We start from the raw sequence: 17,173 nt of genomic DNA on the forward strand, positions 1-17,173 counted from the left end.
GGGCCTGAGGATGGCGGAAAGCAGATTGTTACGCAGACAATACCCGCGACGCGCCCATGTCGTTTTCAGGCATTCACGCCTCAGGCGGGCACGAAAGCATCCAGCCAGTCCGGCAGGGCGCCGATATCGGGCAGCACGACATCGGCGTGGGGCGCCAGCTCGTCGCGCGTGGCGATCCCGGTCAGCACCGCGATGCAGATCATGCCCGCCGCGCGCCCGGCCTCCATATCGTGGCGACTGTCGCCGATCATCGCCACCCGGCCCGGCATCAGCCCGGTCAACCGCGCAAAAGCCGCAAGCTGCCCCGGTGCCGGCTTGCCTCCGAAGCCCGAATCATAGCCCGCCACGAAATCGAACAGCTCCAGCACGCCATGATTGCGCAGATGCGCCCGTGCCGGGGCCTCGGTGTCATTGGTGGCCAGCCCGATCTTCAGCCCGCGGGCTTGCAACCGCTGGAACAGCGGCAGCAGCGGCACGGCTTCTGCCATGGCGGCGCCAACCGCCAGCGCATTCATCCGGGCCACCAGCGGTTCTTTCGCCATGCCGGGCAGCAGCGGCAAAAGATCATCGGCGATTTCCGGGGCGGTGCAGCCGATCACAGGGCTTTCAGCGCCAAAATCGTCCCGGTCCAGATCGAAATGGATCGCCTCGGCCAGCATCCGTCGATGCGCTTCGTTCGTCGCCAGCTCATCCAGCAAATGATGCACCCAGCGCGCCCAACTGCGTCGGAAATCGAACAGCGTGCCATCCTTGTCGAAAATCAGTCCCTGGATCATGCCATCATCCCCTGTTCGCGCGGCGGGCAGGATAGGCCTTCACACGGGCTTGGCAAGGGGCGCCCGGTTCAGGTCCAGTGTGGCCCGGCGCCGCCGGGCAGCAACAGGCGCGCCTGCATCGGCACCTCGTAGCGCAGCCCCTGTGCATCGCAGAACCCCATCACCATACTGTCATCGGTCAATAGGAAATCGAGCACGGCCCCCAGAAATTCCGCCTCGGCGGCAAGGGTCGGCAAATCCCCCGGCGCGGCCCCGGTCGCGCCGAGGAATTGCGGAAGCAACTCTTCTTGCCCCAGCAGCCAGCCCAAAGCCTGCAAGGCCAAGGTTTCGGCGTTTTCCCGCTTATTCATCTGTGCTGTCCCAATATCGCTGTATCTTCCGCACTTCCTGGCGGGAAGCTTAACGGATGGAAAGCATTTCTTAACCAAATCGGGTCATGCTGCACAGGAACAGGAGAACACAACTCGGGCGGAAAAGGGTATGGTCGGAAAGATCCTCATCGTGGATGATGTGGCGACCAACCGCATCGTGCTCAAGGTCAAACTGGGTGAGGCCTGCTATCAGGCGCTGCTTGCGGCGGATGGGAAAAGCTGCCTTGCACTGGCGGCGGAAGAGCGGCCTGACCTGATCCTGCTGGACCTCTCGCTGACAGGGCGCTTGCAGGGCCTGACCGCACTCGACACCCTGACCGCGCTGCGGGCCTCGCCACGGACAGCGGATATTCCCGTTCTCGCCCTTGGCAGCGCCGACCAGTCGGGCCTCGGCCTCGCCGCTCTGCGGGGCGGTGCAGACGACGTTATGACGAAACCGCTGCCCGACGCCCTGCTGATGGCCCGCATCCGCAACCTGTTGCGCAGCCGGGAAACACGGGCCGAACTGGGCGAACGTGGGGCCACGCTGCGTGAGATCGGGCTGGCGGAGGCGGCAGCACCGTTCGTGACTCCCGGCACAGTAGCCTTGGTGGCCGATCGACCCGAAGTCGCGCTCAGGTGGCGCTCGCAACTCTGCCCCAGCCTGCAAGACCAACTCGTGCCACTGTCACGCAGCGAAGCACTGGCCGAGACCCGTTCGGGGCCGGGGCCAGATGTTTTCCTGATCGACTCAGGGCTGGGCGGCCCCGGCGGCGGGCTGCGGCTGATGTCGGAATTACGGTCACACCCGGCGACGCGCCATGCGGCAATCTTGTTGCTGCAAACAGCCCCCTCACCGCAGGAACAGGCCATGGCTTATGACATGGGCGCCAACGACGTTCAGCCTGCGGACGTAGACCCTCAGGCGCTTGGCCTGCGCCTGACCCGCCTGATGGCACACAAGCGCGAGGCAGACCAACTGCGCAATGCGGTGCATGACGGCCTGCGCCTTGCGGTGATCGACCCGCTGACCGGCCTTTACAACCGACGCTATGCCCTGCCGCGGCTCAGCGCGATCGCCGAACGGACGTACGCCGGGGCCGGGTCTTTCGCGGTGATGGTCATAGACCTCGATCTGTTCAAAAACGTGAATGACCGCTGGGGCCATGCTGCAGGCGATGCCGTCCTTGTAGAAATCGCCCATCGGCTGACCGACAATCTGCGCGGTTCGGATCTGGTGGCACGGCTGGGCGGGGAAGAGTTTCTGGTGGCCTTGCCCGATGTAAGCCTGATCGAAGCGCGCGCCACAGCAGAGCGGCTGTGCCGGATGGTACAGGGCAAGCCGGTGCTGCTGCCGGATGGCACAAAGGTGCGGGTGACCGTCTCGATCGGTCTAACCGTGGGTCATCAGAGCGACATGGGCCATTTCGACGCCGTTGCCTCGTTGGTTGACCGGGCGGATCAGGCGCTGCTGGCGGCCAAGGCGGGTGGACGCAATCAGGTAATCCTCAGCCGCAATGCGGCCTGACCTCTCAGCGGTCGTCGCGGTGGCGCAGCAGGCTACGCTCCAGCCGGTCGGCAAAGGCGGCACGGTCTTGCGGGCTCATCGCAACGAAACGATCACGCATTAGAGCCTGCCCCATGGCAATTCGGGCCTCGATACGTACACTTTGCCGGGCCATGGCGGCATCCAGGGCGGCGGGATCGAAGGGTGTGGCGCGCAATGCCGCCAGTACAAGATCCAGATCGCCGCGCATCTCGGCGCGTTTAGCCTGCAGATCCGGGGTGCGCCGCAGAAAATCGCTGCGCAGTGCCGCGCGATCCGCATCGCTCAGCGCTTCGGTAAAGGCGCCGAAACCCAGGTCGCGCACAAGATCATGGCGCGGCGGCGGCCCCTTGAGGATCATCCCCCCTACCCCGCCAAGCACCAAAAGATTGAGCGCGAGCGAGGCAACGAGAAGGATCCGCATCCCCCGCGGGAAGCGGGCTTTTGGCGTCTGAAAAGTGGTGTCATCCATCGCTCAACCCTCTGACAGCCAGCCGTCGAGGCTGGGGATCAGTTCAACCGTTTCCAGCGTGGTGTCCGGCGACCAGAGCGCTCCGGTCACCTCTGACAGGATCGGCGGCTGGATCACCCCGATCATGAAGCCAGCGACGGCCGCCGATGCAAGCCCGGCCAAAGCTGTCGAACCACCAAGCAGCCCGCCCAGCCAGGCCCAGGGCCTGCGCGGCGCCGGGTGAAGGGCGCGGGAGGGCTGTACAACAGCGCGATCATCCTGCGCGGCATAGGCATCCTCCAGCACCCGCGCGAGCAGAGCGGAGGAGGCAGAGGCTGTCCGCCCCCGTGCTTCGGCGAAAAGCTCATCCATGTCCTGCGGCGTCATTTCACACCTCCAGCGGGGCGGCTCATGGCTCTGCCCCCTCATCTTCATATCCCAGCGCGGCACGTTGTCCGGCCAAGGCTGCGGCAAGGGCCCGCTTGCCCCGCGCCGTCAAACTTTCCACCGCCTCGATCCCGATGCCCATAATGGCGGCGATCTCGGGGTTGGGTAGCCCTTCGATATGGCGCAACACGACCGCCTGTCGCTGCCGATCCGGCAACTGTGCCAACCCGGCCTCCAGTGCCGCCATGCGATCCCGCTCCAGCATCCAGGCCAGAGCCCCGGGCGCCGTATCGGCCACCTCTGGCGCATCGTCCAGCGCCGCAGCGGGGCGCCGCATCCGGGCGCGCTGGCGGTCGGTCACGAGATTGGTGACCACGCGAAACAGCCAGGTGGTTACCTGCGCCTCGCCGCTGCGCCAGTCGGGCGCAATGCGCCAAAGCCGCAGCAACGCCTCTTGCGCCACATCCTCAGCCTCGCCCCTGTCGCCCAGCAACCGCGCCGCATAGCCCAGAACCCGCGGAGTCAGACGCAGCGTCAACGCACGCGCCGCCGCACGATCCCCGACAGCATAGCGCGCGAGGAGCGTTTCGTCTGACAGATCAGCAAGGTCATCAAGCGGCATGGACATCCTGAAAGAGCATTATCCCCGATTGGCGCCCCCGGCAAATGCGCAATCCGCTGGGGACGGCTGCACGTTTGCCGGGGACTGCGGACGCCTTTGCAGGCACCCGCTGTTCCGGTCGGGATCAGTTGTTGTCGCAACCGCCCTGCATCATGCCGGCGCCGTTGCCCATCTTCTGGCCCATGCCCTGACCCATCATGCCATGACCATCACCCATGCCGTGGCCCTTTTCAGACCCGCGGCCTTCGCCCTTACCCATCATTTGCTGCCCCATCCGATTCTGCGCCGCATCGAATTCGGCCCGGCTGACAGCGCCATCCCCGTCGGCATCCATCCGCTCAATCCCCCGCATGTTGCCTGCTGGCATTGCGAGAAGTTCGGCGGCGCTCAGCGCCTTGTCGCCATCGGCATCCATGGCCGCGATCATGTGATCGGCCCGCGCCGTGGCGCGCGCCTCGGCACCCTTCATCTGCATGGCAACCAGTTCATCGGCGCTGATCTTGCCATCGGCATTGGAGTCCAGCCCTTCGATCCGGGCCTTGCGCTGTGCCCCGAATTCCTCCGTGGTCACCTTGCCGTCCTTGTCGGCATCCAGCGCGTCGAAGTCAAAACCCGGTCCGGGGCCAACGCCGCCGCCCATCGGGCCACAATCCATTCCCATCATGCCGGTGCCGTCGCGCATCCGGTCCGCCAAGGCAGCTGACCCCACAGCGCCCAGCGTCAGGGTTGAAAGAGCAAGCACATATACGAGGGTGCGTTTTTGCATTGTCAGTCTCCAGTGTTCCAACGGCACGCCTCTGCATGGCGCCGTTATCCTGAAAACGCCCGCTGACGAACATTCCGTCGGCGAATTGCCATTTGTCCGAGCAAACGCTATCACCTCCGCGTGAAATGCGACTTTCCGGCGCATGTTATCCGCAGCCCTTCCCTCGTGATCCGGCTTGCCCTATCTTGATGCCCTTGCCGGAACGAGGAACCCGCGATGACCCAGACCGGACCGCTTGAAGATGACCGCCCGCTTCGTCCCGCGCTGCTGCGCGGCTGGCGGCGTCGCTGCCCGAATTGCGGGTCCGGACCATTGCTGCGCGGGTATCTGAAGGTGCGTGAAAGCTGCCCCGTCTGCGGCGAGGCGCTGCATCATCAGCGCGCCGATGACGGGCCGGCCTATATGACGATCCTGATCGTGGGCCATATCGTCGGGCCAATGGTGCTGTGGGCTTTCGTCAAATGGCGACCGGATCCTCTGGTGCTGACCGCCGTGTTTTCCGTGGCAACAGTGGCGCTGTCGCTCTGGTTGCTGCCCCGGCTGAAGGGGGCCTTTGTCGCCTTGCAATGGTCGCGCCGGATGCATGGGTTCGGCGCCGGTGAGTGACCTGCCCATCCGCCACGCCGCAACGGTGATCCTGACTCGCACAGGTGACAGCGGGCCTGAGGTCTTGATGGGCCAGCGCGGCGCCAGCGCCGCCTTCATGCCCTCGAAATACGTCTTTCCCGGTGGGGCGGTGGATACAACCGATGCCGATGTGCCGCTGGCCACCCCGCTGGACCCACTCGCAGCACGCATGTTGCAGGCCGCACCCGGCCCCCACGCCCTTGCCATCGCCGCCATCCGCGAGTTGTGGGAGGAAACCGGCCTCGCCCTTGGCCAGCCAGGCCCATGGCCCAGCCCTGTTCCCGAAGGCTGGGAAGGCTTTGCCGCCCGAGGATTATGCCCCAGCGCCGAAGGGTTGCGCTTCGTGTTCCGCGCCATCACCCCGCCTGGTCGCCCCCGCCGCTTTGATGCGCGGTTCTTTCTGGCCGATGCAGCGCAGGTGGCGGGCGACGCCGCCGATTTCTCGGCCGCCTGTGACGAGCTTTCGCACCTGCACTGGATCGCGCTGACCGAAGTGCGCCGCCTCGATCTGCCGTTCATCACCGAAGTCGTGCTGTCGGAAGTCTCGCTGCTTCTTGGTGGGGGCGATCAGCCGGGTGTGCCGTTTTTCGACAATTCCGGCACCACCCCCACCTTCCGCCGCATCACCGACGTTTGACCGGCCAGACCGGATGCGGCACCGGATCTTTTGCGCGCAACAGGTGGCGCCGAAAGATCTCGGCATAACTGCGATAGACGTAATGGTCATTTCGGCGCTGAAACTCGGCCCGATGCGCGCGGTAGAGCGCGGGCAGATCATACCACGGCACTTTCGGATGCGCATGATGCACGACATGCAGGTTGTTGTGCAGAAACAGCAGCGCCAGCGGCCCGCGATCCTCGACAATCGCGGTGCGCGCGCGCGGGGCCAGATGGGCGCGGTGTTCCAGATAGGTACGGATCTTCAGCACCGCATGTGCCAGATAGCTGGCCGCCAGATATTCCCCCCCCGACATCGGCGCCCACCAAAGCCAGCCGATCACCAGCGCCAGCCCCACCCCATGCAGCAGCCAGTCCCGGATCACCGCCCGATTGCCCTGCGCGATCAGCCCCGCCTCGGTCTTCAGCCACAGCACATTCCCCAGGATCGGCCCGATCACCATGCGCCCCAACAAGGTATTGTTGGCCATCAGCAGCCGCTGAAACCAGCGCGGCTGCCGCGCCCAGACCGCCGGGTCCATGTAATTCGACTCGGGGTCGTCATAGGGGTCCGTCAGGATCGGGTCGTGGTGATGGGCCAGATGGGTGTCTCGAAAGCGGCGATAGGGCACCGTCAGGCACAGCGCCGGAAACACCGCCGCCTCGTTCAGCCATGCCTTGCGGAACGGGTGGCCGTGCAAGGCTTCGTGCTGCAGCGAAGAAAACTGCACGATGGCCAGCGCAGTCAGTATGATGCCCAGCACTGGCGACACATGTAGTGCCGCTGTCGTGCCCAAGGCCCAGATCCCATAGGTTGCGATCAGAAGGCAGAGTGTGATCCATTCGATGGCGGGCAAGGGGCGGCGCATTGTGATCTTCCGAAGTTTTTTCCTCGATAGCACCAAGCCGCATCAGTTAGAATTCCCAGAATACGCATCGGAAAATCACTTTTGATGCGCTTTATCACAAGGCGTGACAATGATCGACAAACGTGCCCGCGCCAACCTGTTCCGCAGCCGCCTGGCCGAGGCCATGACCCAACGCCACATGACACAAAGCGCGTTGGCCCGTGCCACGGGGGCGGATCGCTCCACCATCTCGCAATTGTTGGCCGAGGGCACGCGGTTGCCCAATGCGCAACTGGCGGCGGATTGTGCGCAGGCGCTGGGGATCAGTGCCGACTGGCTGCTGGGCCTGACCGGGCGCCCCGAGCCGGTGGCCGATTTGCTGGCCACACAACTGACGATGACTGAAGCCCCGCGCGCGCTGTTCGACGAGGCGATCTTCGGCTGGCATCAGGAGGCGGCGGGGTACAAGATCCGCCATGTTCCGGCCAGCCTGCCCGACATGTTGAAAACCCGCGCGATGGTCGAATGGGAGTATCGCCCGCAACTGGGCCGCACTGCCGAACAGGCCTTTGGCGCGTTCGAGGATCAGCTGGACTGGATGCGCGGCGCCCGTTCGGATTATGAAATCGCCCTGCCCCTGCACGAGTTGGAGGCCTTCGCCACCGCTACCGGCTATTATGCGGGCCTGCCTGCCGAAACCCGGCTGGGCCAGATTGCCCGGCTGGAGGGGCTGGCTGACCAGCTTTACCCCGCGCTGCGCATCTATTTGTTCGACGCGCGCCGCGTGTTTTCTGCCCCGGTCACCGTGTTCGGCCCGCTGCTGGCGGTGGTATATCTGGGCCGCCATTACATCGCCTTCCGCGACAGCGCACGGGTAGAGGCAATCACCGCCCATTTCGACTGGCTGGTGCGCGAGGCAGCACTTGGCGCGCGGGAGTTCGGCAGCCATCTTCGCGGCTTGCGCGACAGGATTCAGAACAGCTGAAGCCGGCTCAGATCATAGCCGTTCCAATCGAGGATCGCGCGCGCGGCGCGCAGCCGGTCAGGCGGCAGGGCGCCACCCCGGTTGAGGATGAAACCCATCTCGCCCGTCGGTGTGCCAATGACCAGCGTGCGGTCATCCACATCGGCCCACAACACCCACCACGGCTGACCGATGCCATTGGCCTCGGCGCCCATCGGCACCATGCGGCCCGGCCCGGCCAGTTGTGCATGCCCCCGGAAGCGCTGCGGGGCGCCATTCAGACACAGCGCAGCCTCCAACGGGATCGTGCCAGCCGAAGGTGCGCCGAACTGCACCTGCCCCGACGCACAACCGCCTGGCTCGGCGGCGAAGGCTGCAACCTGCTGCCACCCTCCGGTCAGCCGGGCCGGATCCAGCACGGCATTGGAGTAAATCTGTGCGGATCGGTCGCGAAAGCTGGTGCGGCGGTCAGGTTCTTTCGCGCAGGCGGCCAGCAGGACAAGCGCCAGAACAATCAGTCGATACATAGGGTCACCTGCCGTCCATCGGCCTGAAGGATGTCATTGCAGCCAAACAGCGGGCGCACCGGCGCGCAACTGCGGGACCGGGCGAGGCAAAGCCCCTCGCAATCGCTTTGCTTGCGACAGGATTTCCCGGCGTCGCGGGTGCGGAACACGCAAGTCCGTGCCTGCCCCCCCCCCGCCGAGGCCCAAGAGCCGCCTTTGGCCTCACAGGCCAGTTGCGAGTCGGATTTGGGGGCCACAGGCGGCACGGAGGGGGCGAGTTGTGCCGGTGCGGCGCCCGGTTTGGCGGGTGGCGGCGTTTCCGCCTTGGGCTTTTCAGGGTTGGCTGTCTGTGCGACAACCGGGGCTCCGGTGAGCGGCGTGGTTTTACCCGGTGTGATCGGCGTCACTGTGATCGCCCCGCCCGAAATCGCGCCCTGCGCAGCGGTTAGCCCCGTATGAGGTGCGCTTTGCCCATCCGCCCAAGGCAGCGCCAGTTCGCAGCCCGCCAATCCCAACAACATCAGCAGTGCAATCGCCTTGCGCATCCGGCCCTGTCTCCGCCCTGTCCTGATCCTTCGCTGTCAGATGCCATCATCCGGCCCCCCGGCGCAAGTCACGCTTCAGAATGGCGCCGGATGGGCCCGGTGCAGCGCGTCGATCCGGGCCAGAACCTCGTCCGGCAGGGCAAGCTCTGCCGCCGCGATATTGGTCTTCAATTGCGCCATGGTGGTGGCGCCGATGATCGGGATCACCGGGAAAGGCCGCGCCCGCGTAAAAGCCAGCGCCATCTGGCAGGGGTCCAGCCCATATTCCAGTGCCAGCCCGATATAGGCTGATACGGCCGGAAAAACCCCGGCCGTCACCCGCCCGCCCAGTTCGGGGTTGCGCGCGCGCCGCGTGCCTTCGGGCACCACATCGCCCGCGTATTTTCCCGAAATCAGCCCCGTCGCCAGTGGCGAATAAGCCAGCAGCGGCATGTCCTCCATGGCTGAAAACTCGGCCCAGTCGGTATCAAACCAACGGCAGAGCAGCGAATATTCGTTCTGCACCGTGGCCATGCGCGGCAGCAGGTGCTCGTCCGCCAGCTGCAGCCATTGCGCCGCGCCCCAGACGGTTTCGTTCGACAGGCCGATGGCGCGGATCTTGCCCGCCTGCAGCGCCACCTCGGCGGCGCGGAGGATCTCCTCCATGCTGGCTAGTGCCTCGGCCCGGCCGGACGACGGCTTGTAGCCCCAGTTCTGGCGGAAATGATACGAGCCACGATTGGGCCAGTGGATCTGATACAGGTCGATGTAATCCGTCTTCAGCCGTGCCAGCGACGCATCCAGCGCCACCGTAAAACTCTCGGCCGTGATCGGCGCGCCGGGGCGGATGATCTGGCCCTTGCCGGCCACCTTGGACGCCAGCACCACCCGGTCGCGCCCGCCCTTGGCAAACCAGCTGCCGATGATCGCCTCGGTATCGCCCACCGTTTCGGCACTGACCGGGTTCACCGGATACATTTCTGCCGTGTCCCAGAACGTCACACCGTGATCGAGCGCATAGTCCATCTGCTCATGAGCCTCGGCTTCGGTGTTCTGGGTGCCCCAGGTCATCGTGCCAAGGCAATATTCGGAAACGGTCAGGCCCGAACGGCCCAGCGGAAGCTGTTTCATGCGAAAACTCCTGTTTGACCCAGAGCCTAGCGACCAGACGGGCGATGACAAGGGCTGACACTTGCGCCGCCCGTGCTTGATACAGGTCATGGCAGGCGCCGCCCCGCACTGCCAAATTTCAGGTGCAAACGGGAACAGGAGGCGGATATGCAAATTTCATTCGCAGGGAAGACCGCGCTGGTCACTGGCGCAGGGTCCGGGATTGGCGAGGCGATCGCCCTTGCCCTTGGACACGCGGGCGCCTTGGTTATCGTGGCAGATATCGACGTGCACAAGGCGGTCGAAGTGGCCGACCGGATCGTGGCTGCCAACGGGCAGGCGCAGCCCGGTGCAGGCGATGTATCGGACCCGGAGGTGGTGCAGCGCTTGGTGGCAGAGGCCTTGGCCGCAGGCGGCAAGCTGGATCTTCTGGTGAACAACGCCGGTATCAGCGGGCCACTGGTGCCGCTGGGCGAATACCCGCTGGACGGCTGGCGTCATGTGATGGGCGTAAATCTTGACGCGGTGTTTTACGGCCTGCGTTTTGCCATCCCCGAGATGCTGAAGACCGGCGGTGGCGCCATCGTCAACATGGCCTCGATCCTCGGCTCGGTCGGCCTTGCCAATGCCGGGGCTTATGTTGCGGCGAAACACGCCCTGCTGGGGCTGACCAAAACCGCCGCGCTGGAATATGCCGGCCGGAACATCCGGGTGAATGCCATCGGCCCCGGCTTCATCGACACCCCGTTGCTGGACAATCTGCCCCCTGGCGCGAAAGAGGCGCTGATTGCCGCGCATCCCGTAGGGCGGCTGGGTGTGGCAGAGGATGTCGCGGCACTGACGCTGTTCCTGCTGTCGGATCAGGCGCGGTTCATCAATGGCTCTTACCACCTCACCGATGGCGGCTACTGCGCGCAGTAGACCAAAGCCTCTTTCACCTGCCCCTCTCCGGCGCTAAACAGCCACGGCACGGCAGAGGGACAGGCGCATGGCACGGATTCTTATCACTTCGGCGATCCCCTATATCAACGGGATCAAGCATCTCGGAAACCTTGTCGGCTCTCAGCTTCCGGCTGATCTGTTTGCCCGTTACAACCGTGCCCGCGGCAACGAGGTGATGTTCATCTGCGCCACCGACGAACACGGCACCCCCGCCGAACTGGCCGCCGCCAAGGCGGGCAAGCAGGTGGAGCAATACTGCGCCGAAATGCACGAGGTTCAGGCCGAAATCGCGCGCGGCTTCCGGCTGTCCTTCGATCATTTCGGCCGGTCGTCCAGCCAGCGCAACCATCGGCTGACCCAGCATTTCGCGGGCAAACTGGCGGAAAACGGGCTGATCGCGGAAGTGTCGGAAAAGCAGGTCTATTCCATCGACGATGGCCGCTTTCTGCCCGACCGTTACATCACCGGCACCTGCCCGAATTGCGGCTACGAGGCCGCGCGTGGTGACCAGTGCGAAAACTGCACCAAGCAGCTTGACCCGACCGACCTGATCAACCCGCGCTCGTCGATCTCCGGCTCCACCAACCTTGAGGTGCGGGAGACCAAGCACCTGTATCTGAAGCAGCGCGCCTTGCGCGACAAGCTGGAGGCCTGGATCGACAGCAAGACCGACTGGCCGATCCTGACCACCTCGATCGCCAAGAAATGGCTGAACGATGGCGACGGCTTGCAGGATCGCGGCATCACCCGCGATCTGTATTGGGGCATCCCGGTGAAGAAGGGCGATGCGCCCTGGCCGGGGATGGAAGGAAAGGTCTTCTACGTCTGGTTCGATGCGCCCATCGAATATATCGCGGGCACCGCCGAATGGGCCGATGCCCATGGCAAACAGGATGCCGACTGGGAACGCTGGTGGCGCACCGACAAGGGTGCGGAGGATGTGACCTATTACCAGTTCATGGGCAAGGACAACGTGCCCTTCCACACCCTGTCCTTCCCCGCCACCATCCTAGGGTCGGGCGAGCCGTGGAAGATGGTCGATTACCTCAAGTCCTTCAACTACCTGAATTATGACGGCGGCCAGTTCTCCACCAGCCAGGGCCGTGGCGTGTTCATGGATCAGGCGTTGAGCATCCTGCCCGCCGATTACTGGCGCTGGTGGTTGCTGAGCCATGCGCCAGAAAGCGCCGATAGCGAATTCACCTGGGAGAATTTTCAGGCTTCGGTGAACAAGGATCTGGCCGATGTGCTGGGCAATCTTGTGAGCCGGGTGACCAAGTTCGCCAAGTCGAAATTCGGCGATGTGATTCCGGCAGGCGGCACTTTCGGCCCGCAGGAAACCGCGCTGATCGCCGATCTGGCCGCGCGCATCCGCGATTACGAAGGCTACATGGCCGCGATGGAGGTGCGCAAGGCGGCCTCGGAATTGCGGGCGATCTGGGTGATCGGCAACGAATATCTGCAATCTGCGGCGCCGTGGTCGGTGGTGAAGACCGACCCGGAACAGGCGCAGGCGATGATCCGGCTCAGCCTCAACTTGATCCGCGTCTATGCGATCCTGTCGCAGCCCTTCATCCCCGATGCCGCGCAGGCGATGATGGCCGCCATGGGCTCCAACGACTGGGGCTGGCCCGAGGATGTCAGCGCCGCGATGCGCACCCTGCCTGCAGGCCATGCCTTCACCGTGCCGGAAAACCTGTTCCGCAAAATCACCGATGAAGAGCGTGCCGACTGGCAGCAGAAATTCTCGGGTGTGCGGGCTTAACCGGCAAACCCAAACATGCCCGGATCGCCGCCCACCGCGGCGATCAGCGCCATCACATGCGCAAAACCTGCGTGAAGGCCCAAGCGGTGACAAGCGCGATCCAACGCGACGTAACAGCTACCCGGCCCGCCAGATATTTCTCTTGACTTTGCAGGTAAAAGCCCCCATTTGCCCCTCAACCGACGTCCCGTGCCGCGTGAGCACCATATGAGGGCGCGGGGACAGGTTCCCACCATCACGCAGGGGTTCCGCGGTGCCGACGGCACTCGGGAATCCGTTCCGAGGGCGAGGCGTCACCGCCCCCTCCTTCCGCCACAACGGCGGTTGCAGGCAGGCCGTTGGCCTGTCGGAAAGTTATGCTATGACGACCTTCGCTGACCTCGGCCTTTCGCCGAAAATCCTTTCCGCGCTGGAAAAAACCAATTTCACCGCGCCCACCCCGATTCAGGTTCAGGCCATTCCGCATGTGATGGAAGGGCGCGACCTGATGGGCCTCGCCCAGACCGGCACCGGCAAGACTGCCGCCTTTGGCCTGCCGCTGCTGCACCGCCTGCTGGACATCGGTCATCCGCCGGGACCGCGCAACGTGCGTGCGCTGGTTCTGGCGCCGACGCGCGAACTGGTGACGCAGATCCACGACAACTTCATGGTGTTCACCAAGGGCACCGCCGTCAAGCTGACCATGGTTGTCGGCGGTGCCTCGATCCACAAACAGTCGGAACGGCTGGCGAAAGGCACCGATGTGCTGATCGCCACGCCGGGCCGGTTGATCGACCTGCTGGAACGCGGCGATGTGAGCCTTGAGAAATGCGGCTATCTGGTGCTGGACGAGGCTGACCACATGCTGGACATGGGCTTCATCCATGCCCTGCGTCGCATCGCCAAACATATCCCGCTGAAGCGCCAGACCCTGCTGTTCTCGGCCACCATGCCGAAGGACATTGAGGAAATCGCCGACGCCTATCTGCGCAACCCGGTGCGCGTGCAGGTCGCCCCGCCCGGCAAGCCGGTCGAAAAGATCGTGCAGGGCGTGCATTACATCCCGCAGGGCGACAAGGCCCGCCTGCTGGAAACCTACATGAAAAAGCACCCGGGCGAGCCTGCCATCGTGTTCGGCCGCACCAAGCACGGGTCGGAAAAGCTGATGAAGCTGCTGGTCAGCTGGGGCTTCAACGCAGGCTCGATCCACGGCAACAAAAGCCAGAGCCAGCGGGATCGCACCCTGACCGAGTTCCGCACTGGCGCGCTGGATGTGCTGGTGGCCACTGACGTTGCCGCGCGCGGCATCGACATTCCGGGCGTGAAGCACATCTACAACTATGACATGCCGAACGTGCCGGAAAACTATGTCCACCGCATCGGCCGCACCGCGCGCGCCGGGGCCGAGGGCACGGCGGTCGCCTTCTGCGCCCCTGCCGAGATGGACGAACTGCAAGCGGTTGAGAAACTGCTGAAAAAGCCGATCCCGGTTCTGGGCGGTGCGCCTTGGGCCATGGATGTCGTCAAAGCGGCGGCGAAACCCGGCCAGAACCGCGGTCGCCCGCAGGGGGCCCGCCCGCAAGGCGCCAAGCCGGCGAGCGCCAAACCTGCCAGCGCAAAACCCTTCGCAGCCAAGCCGCAAGGCGCAAAGCCGCAGGGGGGCAAGCCGCAAGGCGCCGCCGCGCAGGCCGCGCGTGGCAATGCCGGAACTGGTGGCTTTGGTGCACCGAAAAAGCCGCAGGCCAACCGTCGACCGATGGCACGCACGGCCCAAGCCTGAACGAATGCCGGTATCCGCCCCGCGAGCAGGGCGGATACCATGGTCCCCGCCCTGCGCCCGGCGCAGGGCGGGGTCAGCCCTCCGCCTCTTCTTCGAGGTTAAGCTTCATGTCCAGCAACACCTGCTGGATTGCCAGCGTCTCTCGCAGCAGGCGCTTGGCTTCGTTGACCGAGATCTTTCCGTCACCGATTGCCTGATTGTATTCCGCCATCAACATGCCAAAGCGCTGCGCCAGCGTCACCACATCGGCGTTGATGCCGCCAGACTGCGCGTTGCGCCGCTCACCGTCATAGCTCAGCGTGATGCCGCGTAGATCTGCCAGTGCCGCCGTAATATGCGGAAACCGCGCCGCCGCTTCCAGCTCGGCCACCACATCAATTGGCATGAAGCGGTCACCATGCTCGTCCTGATCCGAATAGTAGCGACCAATGGTCGCCTTGGATTTTCCCGTCAAGGCGCAAGCGGCCTCGATCCCGACATCCTTGACCAGCGTTTCAGTGTGTTTCTTCAGATAAGTGGCAATGGACATCCCGCAACCCTGCACATCCCAGCCCTGCACCGGGGGAAAACCGTCTTTATTTTCCCATTAATAGCCTGTCAGGACTTTGTCATTCATAATCCAGTTCCGGGCAACCGGGACCTTAACGAGTGGTCGGCGCCCCAAGCGCCGGATCTGGGTGGGGGGTCCGCCGTATCTTGGCCAAACTGCGGTACCAACCGTGGGAACAGTGCTGCGGTGGGCCCGTCACCCGCAAACGGGCATGGCCAGCTGTGCCTCGCGTCCGAAGGGGCAAAACGGTAATGAGTAGTGACGCGTAAATTCTGTGCCGATATGTACGAGTCTGCGCAGCCCCGCTTGTGAAAAGCGGGGCTTTTGCGTTATCGCGGGGCATCATGGCCAAGCTCTATTTCCACTACTCGACAATGAACGCGGGCAAATCGACAGCCCTGCTGCAAGCTTCGCACAATTACCGCGAAGGCGGGATGCAGACCTTTCTGATCACCGCCCAGCTTGACACGCGCGCAGGCGAAGGACGCATCGCCAGCCGGATCGGTATCGGCGATGCTGCGGATACTTTCGCACCCGATGAAGACCTGTTCGCAAAGTTGCAGGCGCGGATAGCAAAAGGGCCGGTGGCCTGTGTCTTCATCGACGAGGCGCAATTCCTGACCAAAGCGCAGGTGTGGCAACTGGCCCGCGCGGTGGATGATCTGGGCGTGCCGGTGATGTGTTACGGGCTGCGCGTGGATTTTCAGGGCAACCTGTTCCCCGGCTCCGCCGCCCTTCTGGCTTGGGCCGACGAGATGCGCGAGGTGCGCACGATCTGTAACTGCGGGCGCAAGGCGACCATGGTCATCCGGCGCGGCCCCGACGGGCGCGCCTTGCGCGAAGGCGAACAGTTGCAGATCGGCGGGAACGAAACCTATGTCAGTCTGTGCCGCCGCCACTGGCGCGCGGCGGTCGGTGATTGATCCCCCGCCACGCGCCCCGCAGGGCGGCAGTCAGACTGCGCGTATTTTGGCCAGGATAAGAGTCTGGCCGTTCGCGGGGGCGTCCAAACGGCGCGTCGGGGTCAGCCCTGCTGCCGCGCGCGCAGCGCGATCATCGTGCCCGCAGCGGCGATCAGTAGCATGCCGAATGCCGCGACCGGGGTCAGATGTTCACCCCACAGCAACCAGCCCCACAGCGCCGAAGCGGGTAGAATCACATATTCAAAGACCGAAACGCGGCTGGCATCTGCCAGTTGGTAAGCCTTGATCATCATCCCCACCCCCAGCAACGAACCTGCCGCCTGCACGAAAGTCCAGAAATAGAAGCGGCTGGAGGCCAAGACCGGGCCGCGCTCCACAAAGCCTGCAGCCCCCTCAACCGCGTCTTGCGGGACAAGGCTGAACAAAAGCATCCCGATCACGCCAAGAATGCCAAGCGCGGCGAAAAAGCCGCCCAGAAGGGTTTCGGCGCTTTCCTCGGGGCACCATTCGCGGGTGGCAATATTACCCAGCGCGTAAAGCGCCCCGGCCAGCACCGGCAGCACGGCGGCAATGCTGGCCGCCCCCATCGCCTCGGGGCCGAGCACCAGCACCACGCCGACGAACCCCACCGCAACCGCCGCAATGCGCACCGGGCCGATGGGGTGGCCATAGGCGAAGCGCGAGATCAGCAGCACGAAGATCGGCGCAGTGAACAGCCCTGCCGCGACCTGTGCCACCGGCAGAAAGGCCAGTGCCCCGAAATAGATCAGCATCGCAACGCCATGGATGGCCGAACGCGCGACCACAGCCCGCAGATTGACCGGGCGCAACCGCAGCCGGAACGGCCGCATCAGCACCAGCAGGACGCCCCAGGCCATGACCGATCGCGTGGCGTGAAACTGCCAAAGCCCGCCCTCTGCCGCGATCACCCGCACAAAATTGTCGGTGAAGCCGATCACCATGGCATAGACCATCACCATCGCGGCGGCGGTGAGGGTGCGGTCCTGTGTCATCGGGGTCATGCGCAATTTCCTTTCGCGTGGCCCTTTTCAATCACCCGATCCCGCCGCAAACTGCGCGCCGGAAAGCGACATGTTTCG

At 64.5% G+C, this 17,173-nt stretch carries 20 protein-coding genes; 8 read left to right on the forward strand and 12 right to left on the reverse strand.

The window, feature by feature from the left end; genetic code table 11:
• Positions 1 to 80 precede the first annotated feature (80 nt).
• Both BMX43_RS11750 and BMX43_RS11755 read right to left on the reverse strand, forming a co-directional pair.
• Positions 81 to 776 carry an HAD family hydrolase gene (locus BMX43_RS11750; RefSeq protein WP_091301581.1) on the reverse strand — a complete coding sequence of 232 codons (696 nt, stop codon included), beginning with the start codon at positions 774 to 776 and terminating at the stop codon, positions 81 to 83.
• 68 nt (positions 777 to 844) lie between these two features.
• Positions 845 to 1,126: a DUF3572 domain-containing protein gene (locus BMX43_RS11755; RefSeq protein WP_091301583.1), complete on the reverse strand. Its 282-nt coding sequence runs from the start codon at positions 1,124 to 1,126 to the stop codon at positions 845 to 847.
• A gap of 130 nt (positions 1,127 to 1,256) precedes the next feature.
• Between BMX43_RS11755 and BMX43_RS11760 the strand changes: the two genes are divergently transcribed.
• Positions 1,257 to 2,654 (forward strand): diguanylate cyclase, encoded by a 1,398-nt coding sequence (locus BMX43_RS11760; RefSeq protein WP_091301585.1) that lies wholly within the window; start codon positions 1,257 to 1,259, stop codon positions 2,652 to 2,654.
• Positions 2,655 to 2,658: 4 nt separating this feature from the next.
• On the opposite strand, the gene BMX43_RS11765 is transcribed toward BMX43_RS11760, so the two are convergent.
• From BMX43_RS11765 to BMX43_RS11780, 4 genes are all read right to left on the reverse strand, one after another.
• Entirely contained in the window at positions 2,659 to 3,144 is a 486-nt protein-coding gene (locus tag BMX43_RS11765) for a periplasmic heavy metal sensor (protein ID WP_091301587.1), read from the reverse strand.
• Between the two features lie 3 nt (positions 3,145 to 3,147).
• Entirely contained in the window at positions 3,148 to 3,510 is a 363-nt protein-coding gene (locus tag BMX43_RS11770) for a hypothetical protein (RefSeq protein ID WP_091301589.1), read from the reverse strand.
• Between the two features lie 22 nt (positions 3,511 to 3,532).
• Entirely contained in the window at positions 3,533 to 4,138 is a 606-nt protein-coding gene (locus BMX43_RS11775) for an RNA polymerase sigma factor (protein ID WP_091301591.1), read from the reverse strand.
• Positions 4,139 to 4,256: 118 nt separating this feature from the next.
• The gene (locus tag BMX43_RS11780; protein WP_217643959.1) at positions 4,257 to 4,898 is read right to left on the reverse strand and encodes an EF-hand domain-containing protein; all 642 of its coding nucleotides are present in this window, start codon (positions 4,896 to 4,898) and stop codon (positions 4,257 to 4,259) included.
• A 216-nt stretch (positions 4,899 to 5,114) separates the two neighbouring features.
• Here BMX43_RS11780 and BMX43_RS11785 point away from each other — a divergent pair, with 216 nt between their 5' ends.
• Positions 5,115 to 5,504, forward strand: a complete 390-nt coding sequence (locus tag BMX43_RS11785; protein ID WP_091301863.1) for a DUF983 domain-containing protein — start codon at positions 5,115 to 5,117, stop codon at positions 5,502 to 5,504.
• Positions 5,482 to 6,162 (forward strand): NUDIX hydrolase, encoded by a 681-nt coding sequence (locus BMX43_RS11790; RefSeq protein WP_091301594.1) that lies wholly within the window; start codon positions 5,482 to 5,484, stop codon positions 6,160 to 6,162. The genes BMX43_RS11785 and BMX43_RS11790 overlap by 23 nt, the downstream gene beginning before the upstream one ends.
• Here the strand turns inward: BMX43_RS11790 and BMX43_RS11795 are convergent.
• Positions 6,149 to 7,051, reverse strand: coding sequence for a fatty acid desaturase (locus BMX43_RS11795; protein WP_091301596.1), 903 nt, complete (start codon positions 7,049 to 7,051; stop codon positions 6,149 to 6,151). The genes BMX43_RS11790 and BMX43_RS11795 overlap by 14 nt on opposite strands.
• Before the next feature lie 109 nt (positions 7,052 to 7,160).
• On the opposite strand from BMX43_RS11795, the gene BMX43_RS11800 reads away from it, so the two are divergent.
• Positions 7,161 to 8,015, forward strand: coding sequence for a helix-turn-helix domain-containing protein (locus tag BMX43_RS11800; RefSeq protein WP_091301598.1), 855 nt, complete (start codon positions 7,161 to 7,163; stop codon positions 8,013 to 8,015).
• On the opposite strand, the gene BMX43_RS11805 is transcribed toward BMX43_RS11800, so the two are convergent.
• From BMX43_RS11805 to BMX43_RS11815, 3 genes are all read right to left on the reverse strand, one after another.
• Complete coding sequence (locus tag BMX43_RS11805; RefSeq protein WP_091301599.1) at positions 8,003 to 8,521, reverse strand: lipocalin family protein; 519 nt, start codon at positions 8,519 to 8,521, stop codon at positions 8,003 to 8,005. The genes BMX43_RS11800 and BMX43_RS11805 overlap by 13 nt on opposite strands.
• Positions 8,509 to 9,045 (reverse strand): hypothetical protein, encoded by a 537-nt coding sequence (locus BMX43_RS11810; protein WP_091301602.1) that lies wholly within the window; start codon positions 9,043 to 9,045, stop codon positions 8,509 to 8,511. The genes BMX43_RS11805 and BMX43_RS11810 overlap by 13 nt, the downstream gene beginning before the upstream one ends.
• A 75-nt stretch (positions 9,046 to 9,120) precedes the next feature.
• Complete coding sequence (locus tag BMX43_RS11815) at positions 9,121 to 10,155, reverse strand: aldo/keto reductase (RefSeq protein ID WP_091301604.1); 1,035 nt, start codon at positions 10,153 to 10,155, stop codon at positions 9,121 to 9,123.
• Positions 10,156 to 10,302: 147 nt separating this feature from the next.
• Between BMX43_RS11815 and BMX43_RS11820 the strand changes: the two genes are divergently transcribed.
• The 3 genes from BMX43_RS11820 to BMX43_RS11830 all read left to right on the forward strand — a co-directional run bounded on the left by BMX43_RS11820 (position 10,303) and on the right by BMX43_RS11830 (position 14,600).
• Entirely contained in the window at positions 10,303 to 11,055 is a 753-nt protein-coding gene (locus BMX43_RS11820) for an SDR family NAD(P)-dependent oxidoreductase (RefSeq protein WP_091301605.1), read from the forward strand.
• Between the two features lie 67 nt (positions 11,056 to 11,122).
• On the forward strand, positions 11,123 to 12,841 hold the full coding sequence (gene metG / locus BMX43_RS11825) for a methionine--tRNA ligase (RefSeq protein WP_091301607.1): 1,719 nt from the start codon (positions 11,123 to 11,125) through the stop codon (positions 12,839 to 12,841).
• A 361-nt stretch (positions 12,842 to 13,202) separates the two neighbouring features.
• Positions 13,203 to 14,600, forward strand: coding sequence for a DEAD/DEAH box helicase (locus BMX43_RS11830; protein WP_091301609.1), 1,398 nt, complete (start codon positions 13,203 to 13,205; stop codon positions 14,598 to 14,600).
• 73 nt (positions 14,601 to 14,673) lie between these two features.
• Here the strand turns inward: BMX43_RS11830 and BMX43_RS11835 are convergent, their stop codons facing one another.
• Complete coding sequence (locus BMX43_RS11835; RefSeq protein ID WP_091301611.1) at positions 14,674 to 15,129, reverse strand: hypothetical protein; 456 nt, start codon at positions 15,127 to 15,129, stop codon at positions 14,674 to 14,676.
• Between the two features lie 365 nt (positions 15,130 to 15,494).
• Between BMX43_RS11835 and BMX43_RS11840 the strand changes: the two genes are divergently transcribed.
• Positions 15,495 to 16,073: a thymidine kinase gene (locus BMX43_RS11840; protein WP_091301613.1), complete on the forward strand. Its 579-nt coding sequence runs from the start codon at positions 15,495 to 15,497 to the stop codon at positions 16,071 to 16,073.
• Between the two features lie 101 nt (positions 16,074 to 16,174).
• On the opposite strand, the gene BMX43_RS11845 is transcribed toward BMX43_RS11840, so the two are convergent.
• Positions 16,175 to 17,095 carry a DMT family transporter gene (locus BMX43_RS11845; RefSeq protein WP_091301615.1) on the reverse strand — a complete coding sequence of 307 codons (921 nt, stop codon included), beginning with the start codon at positions 17,093 to 17,095 and terminating at the stop codon, positions 16,175 to 16,177.
• Positions 17,096 to 17,173: the final 78 nt, after the last annotated feature.

The organism is Gemmobacter aquatilis (assembly GCF_900110025.1).
In the GTDB taxonomy this organism is placed as follows: domain Bacteria; phylum Pseudomonadota; class Alphaproteobacteria; order Rhodobacterales; family Rhodobacteraceae; genus Gemmobacter; species Gemmobacter aquatilis.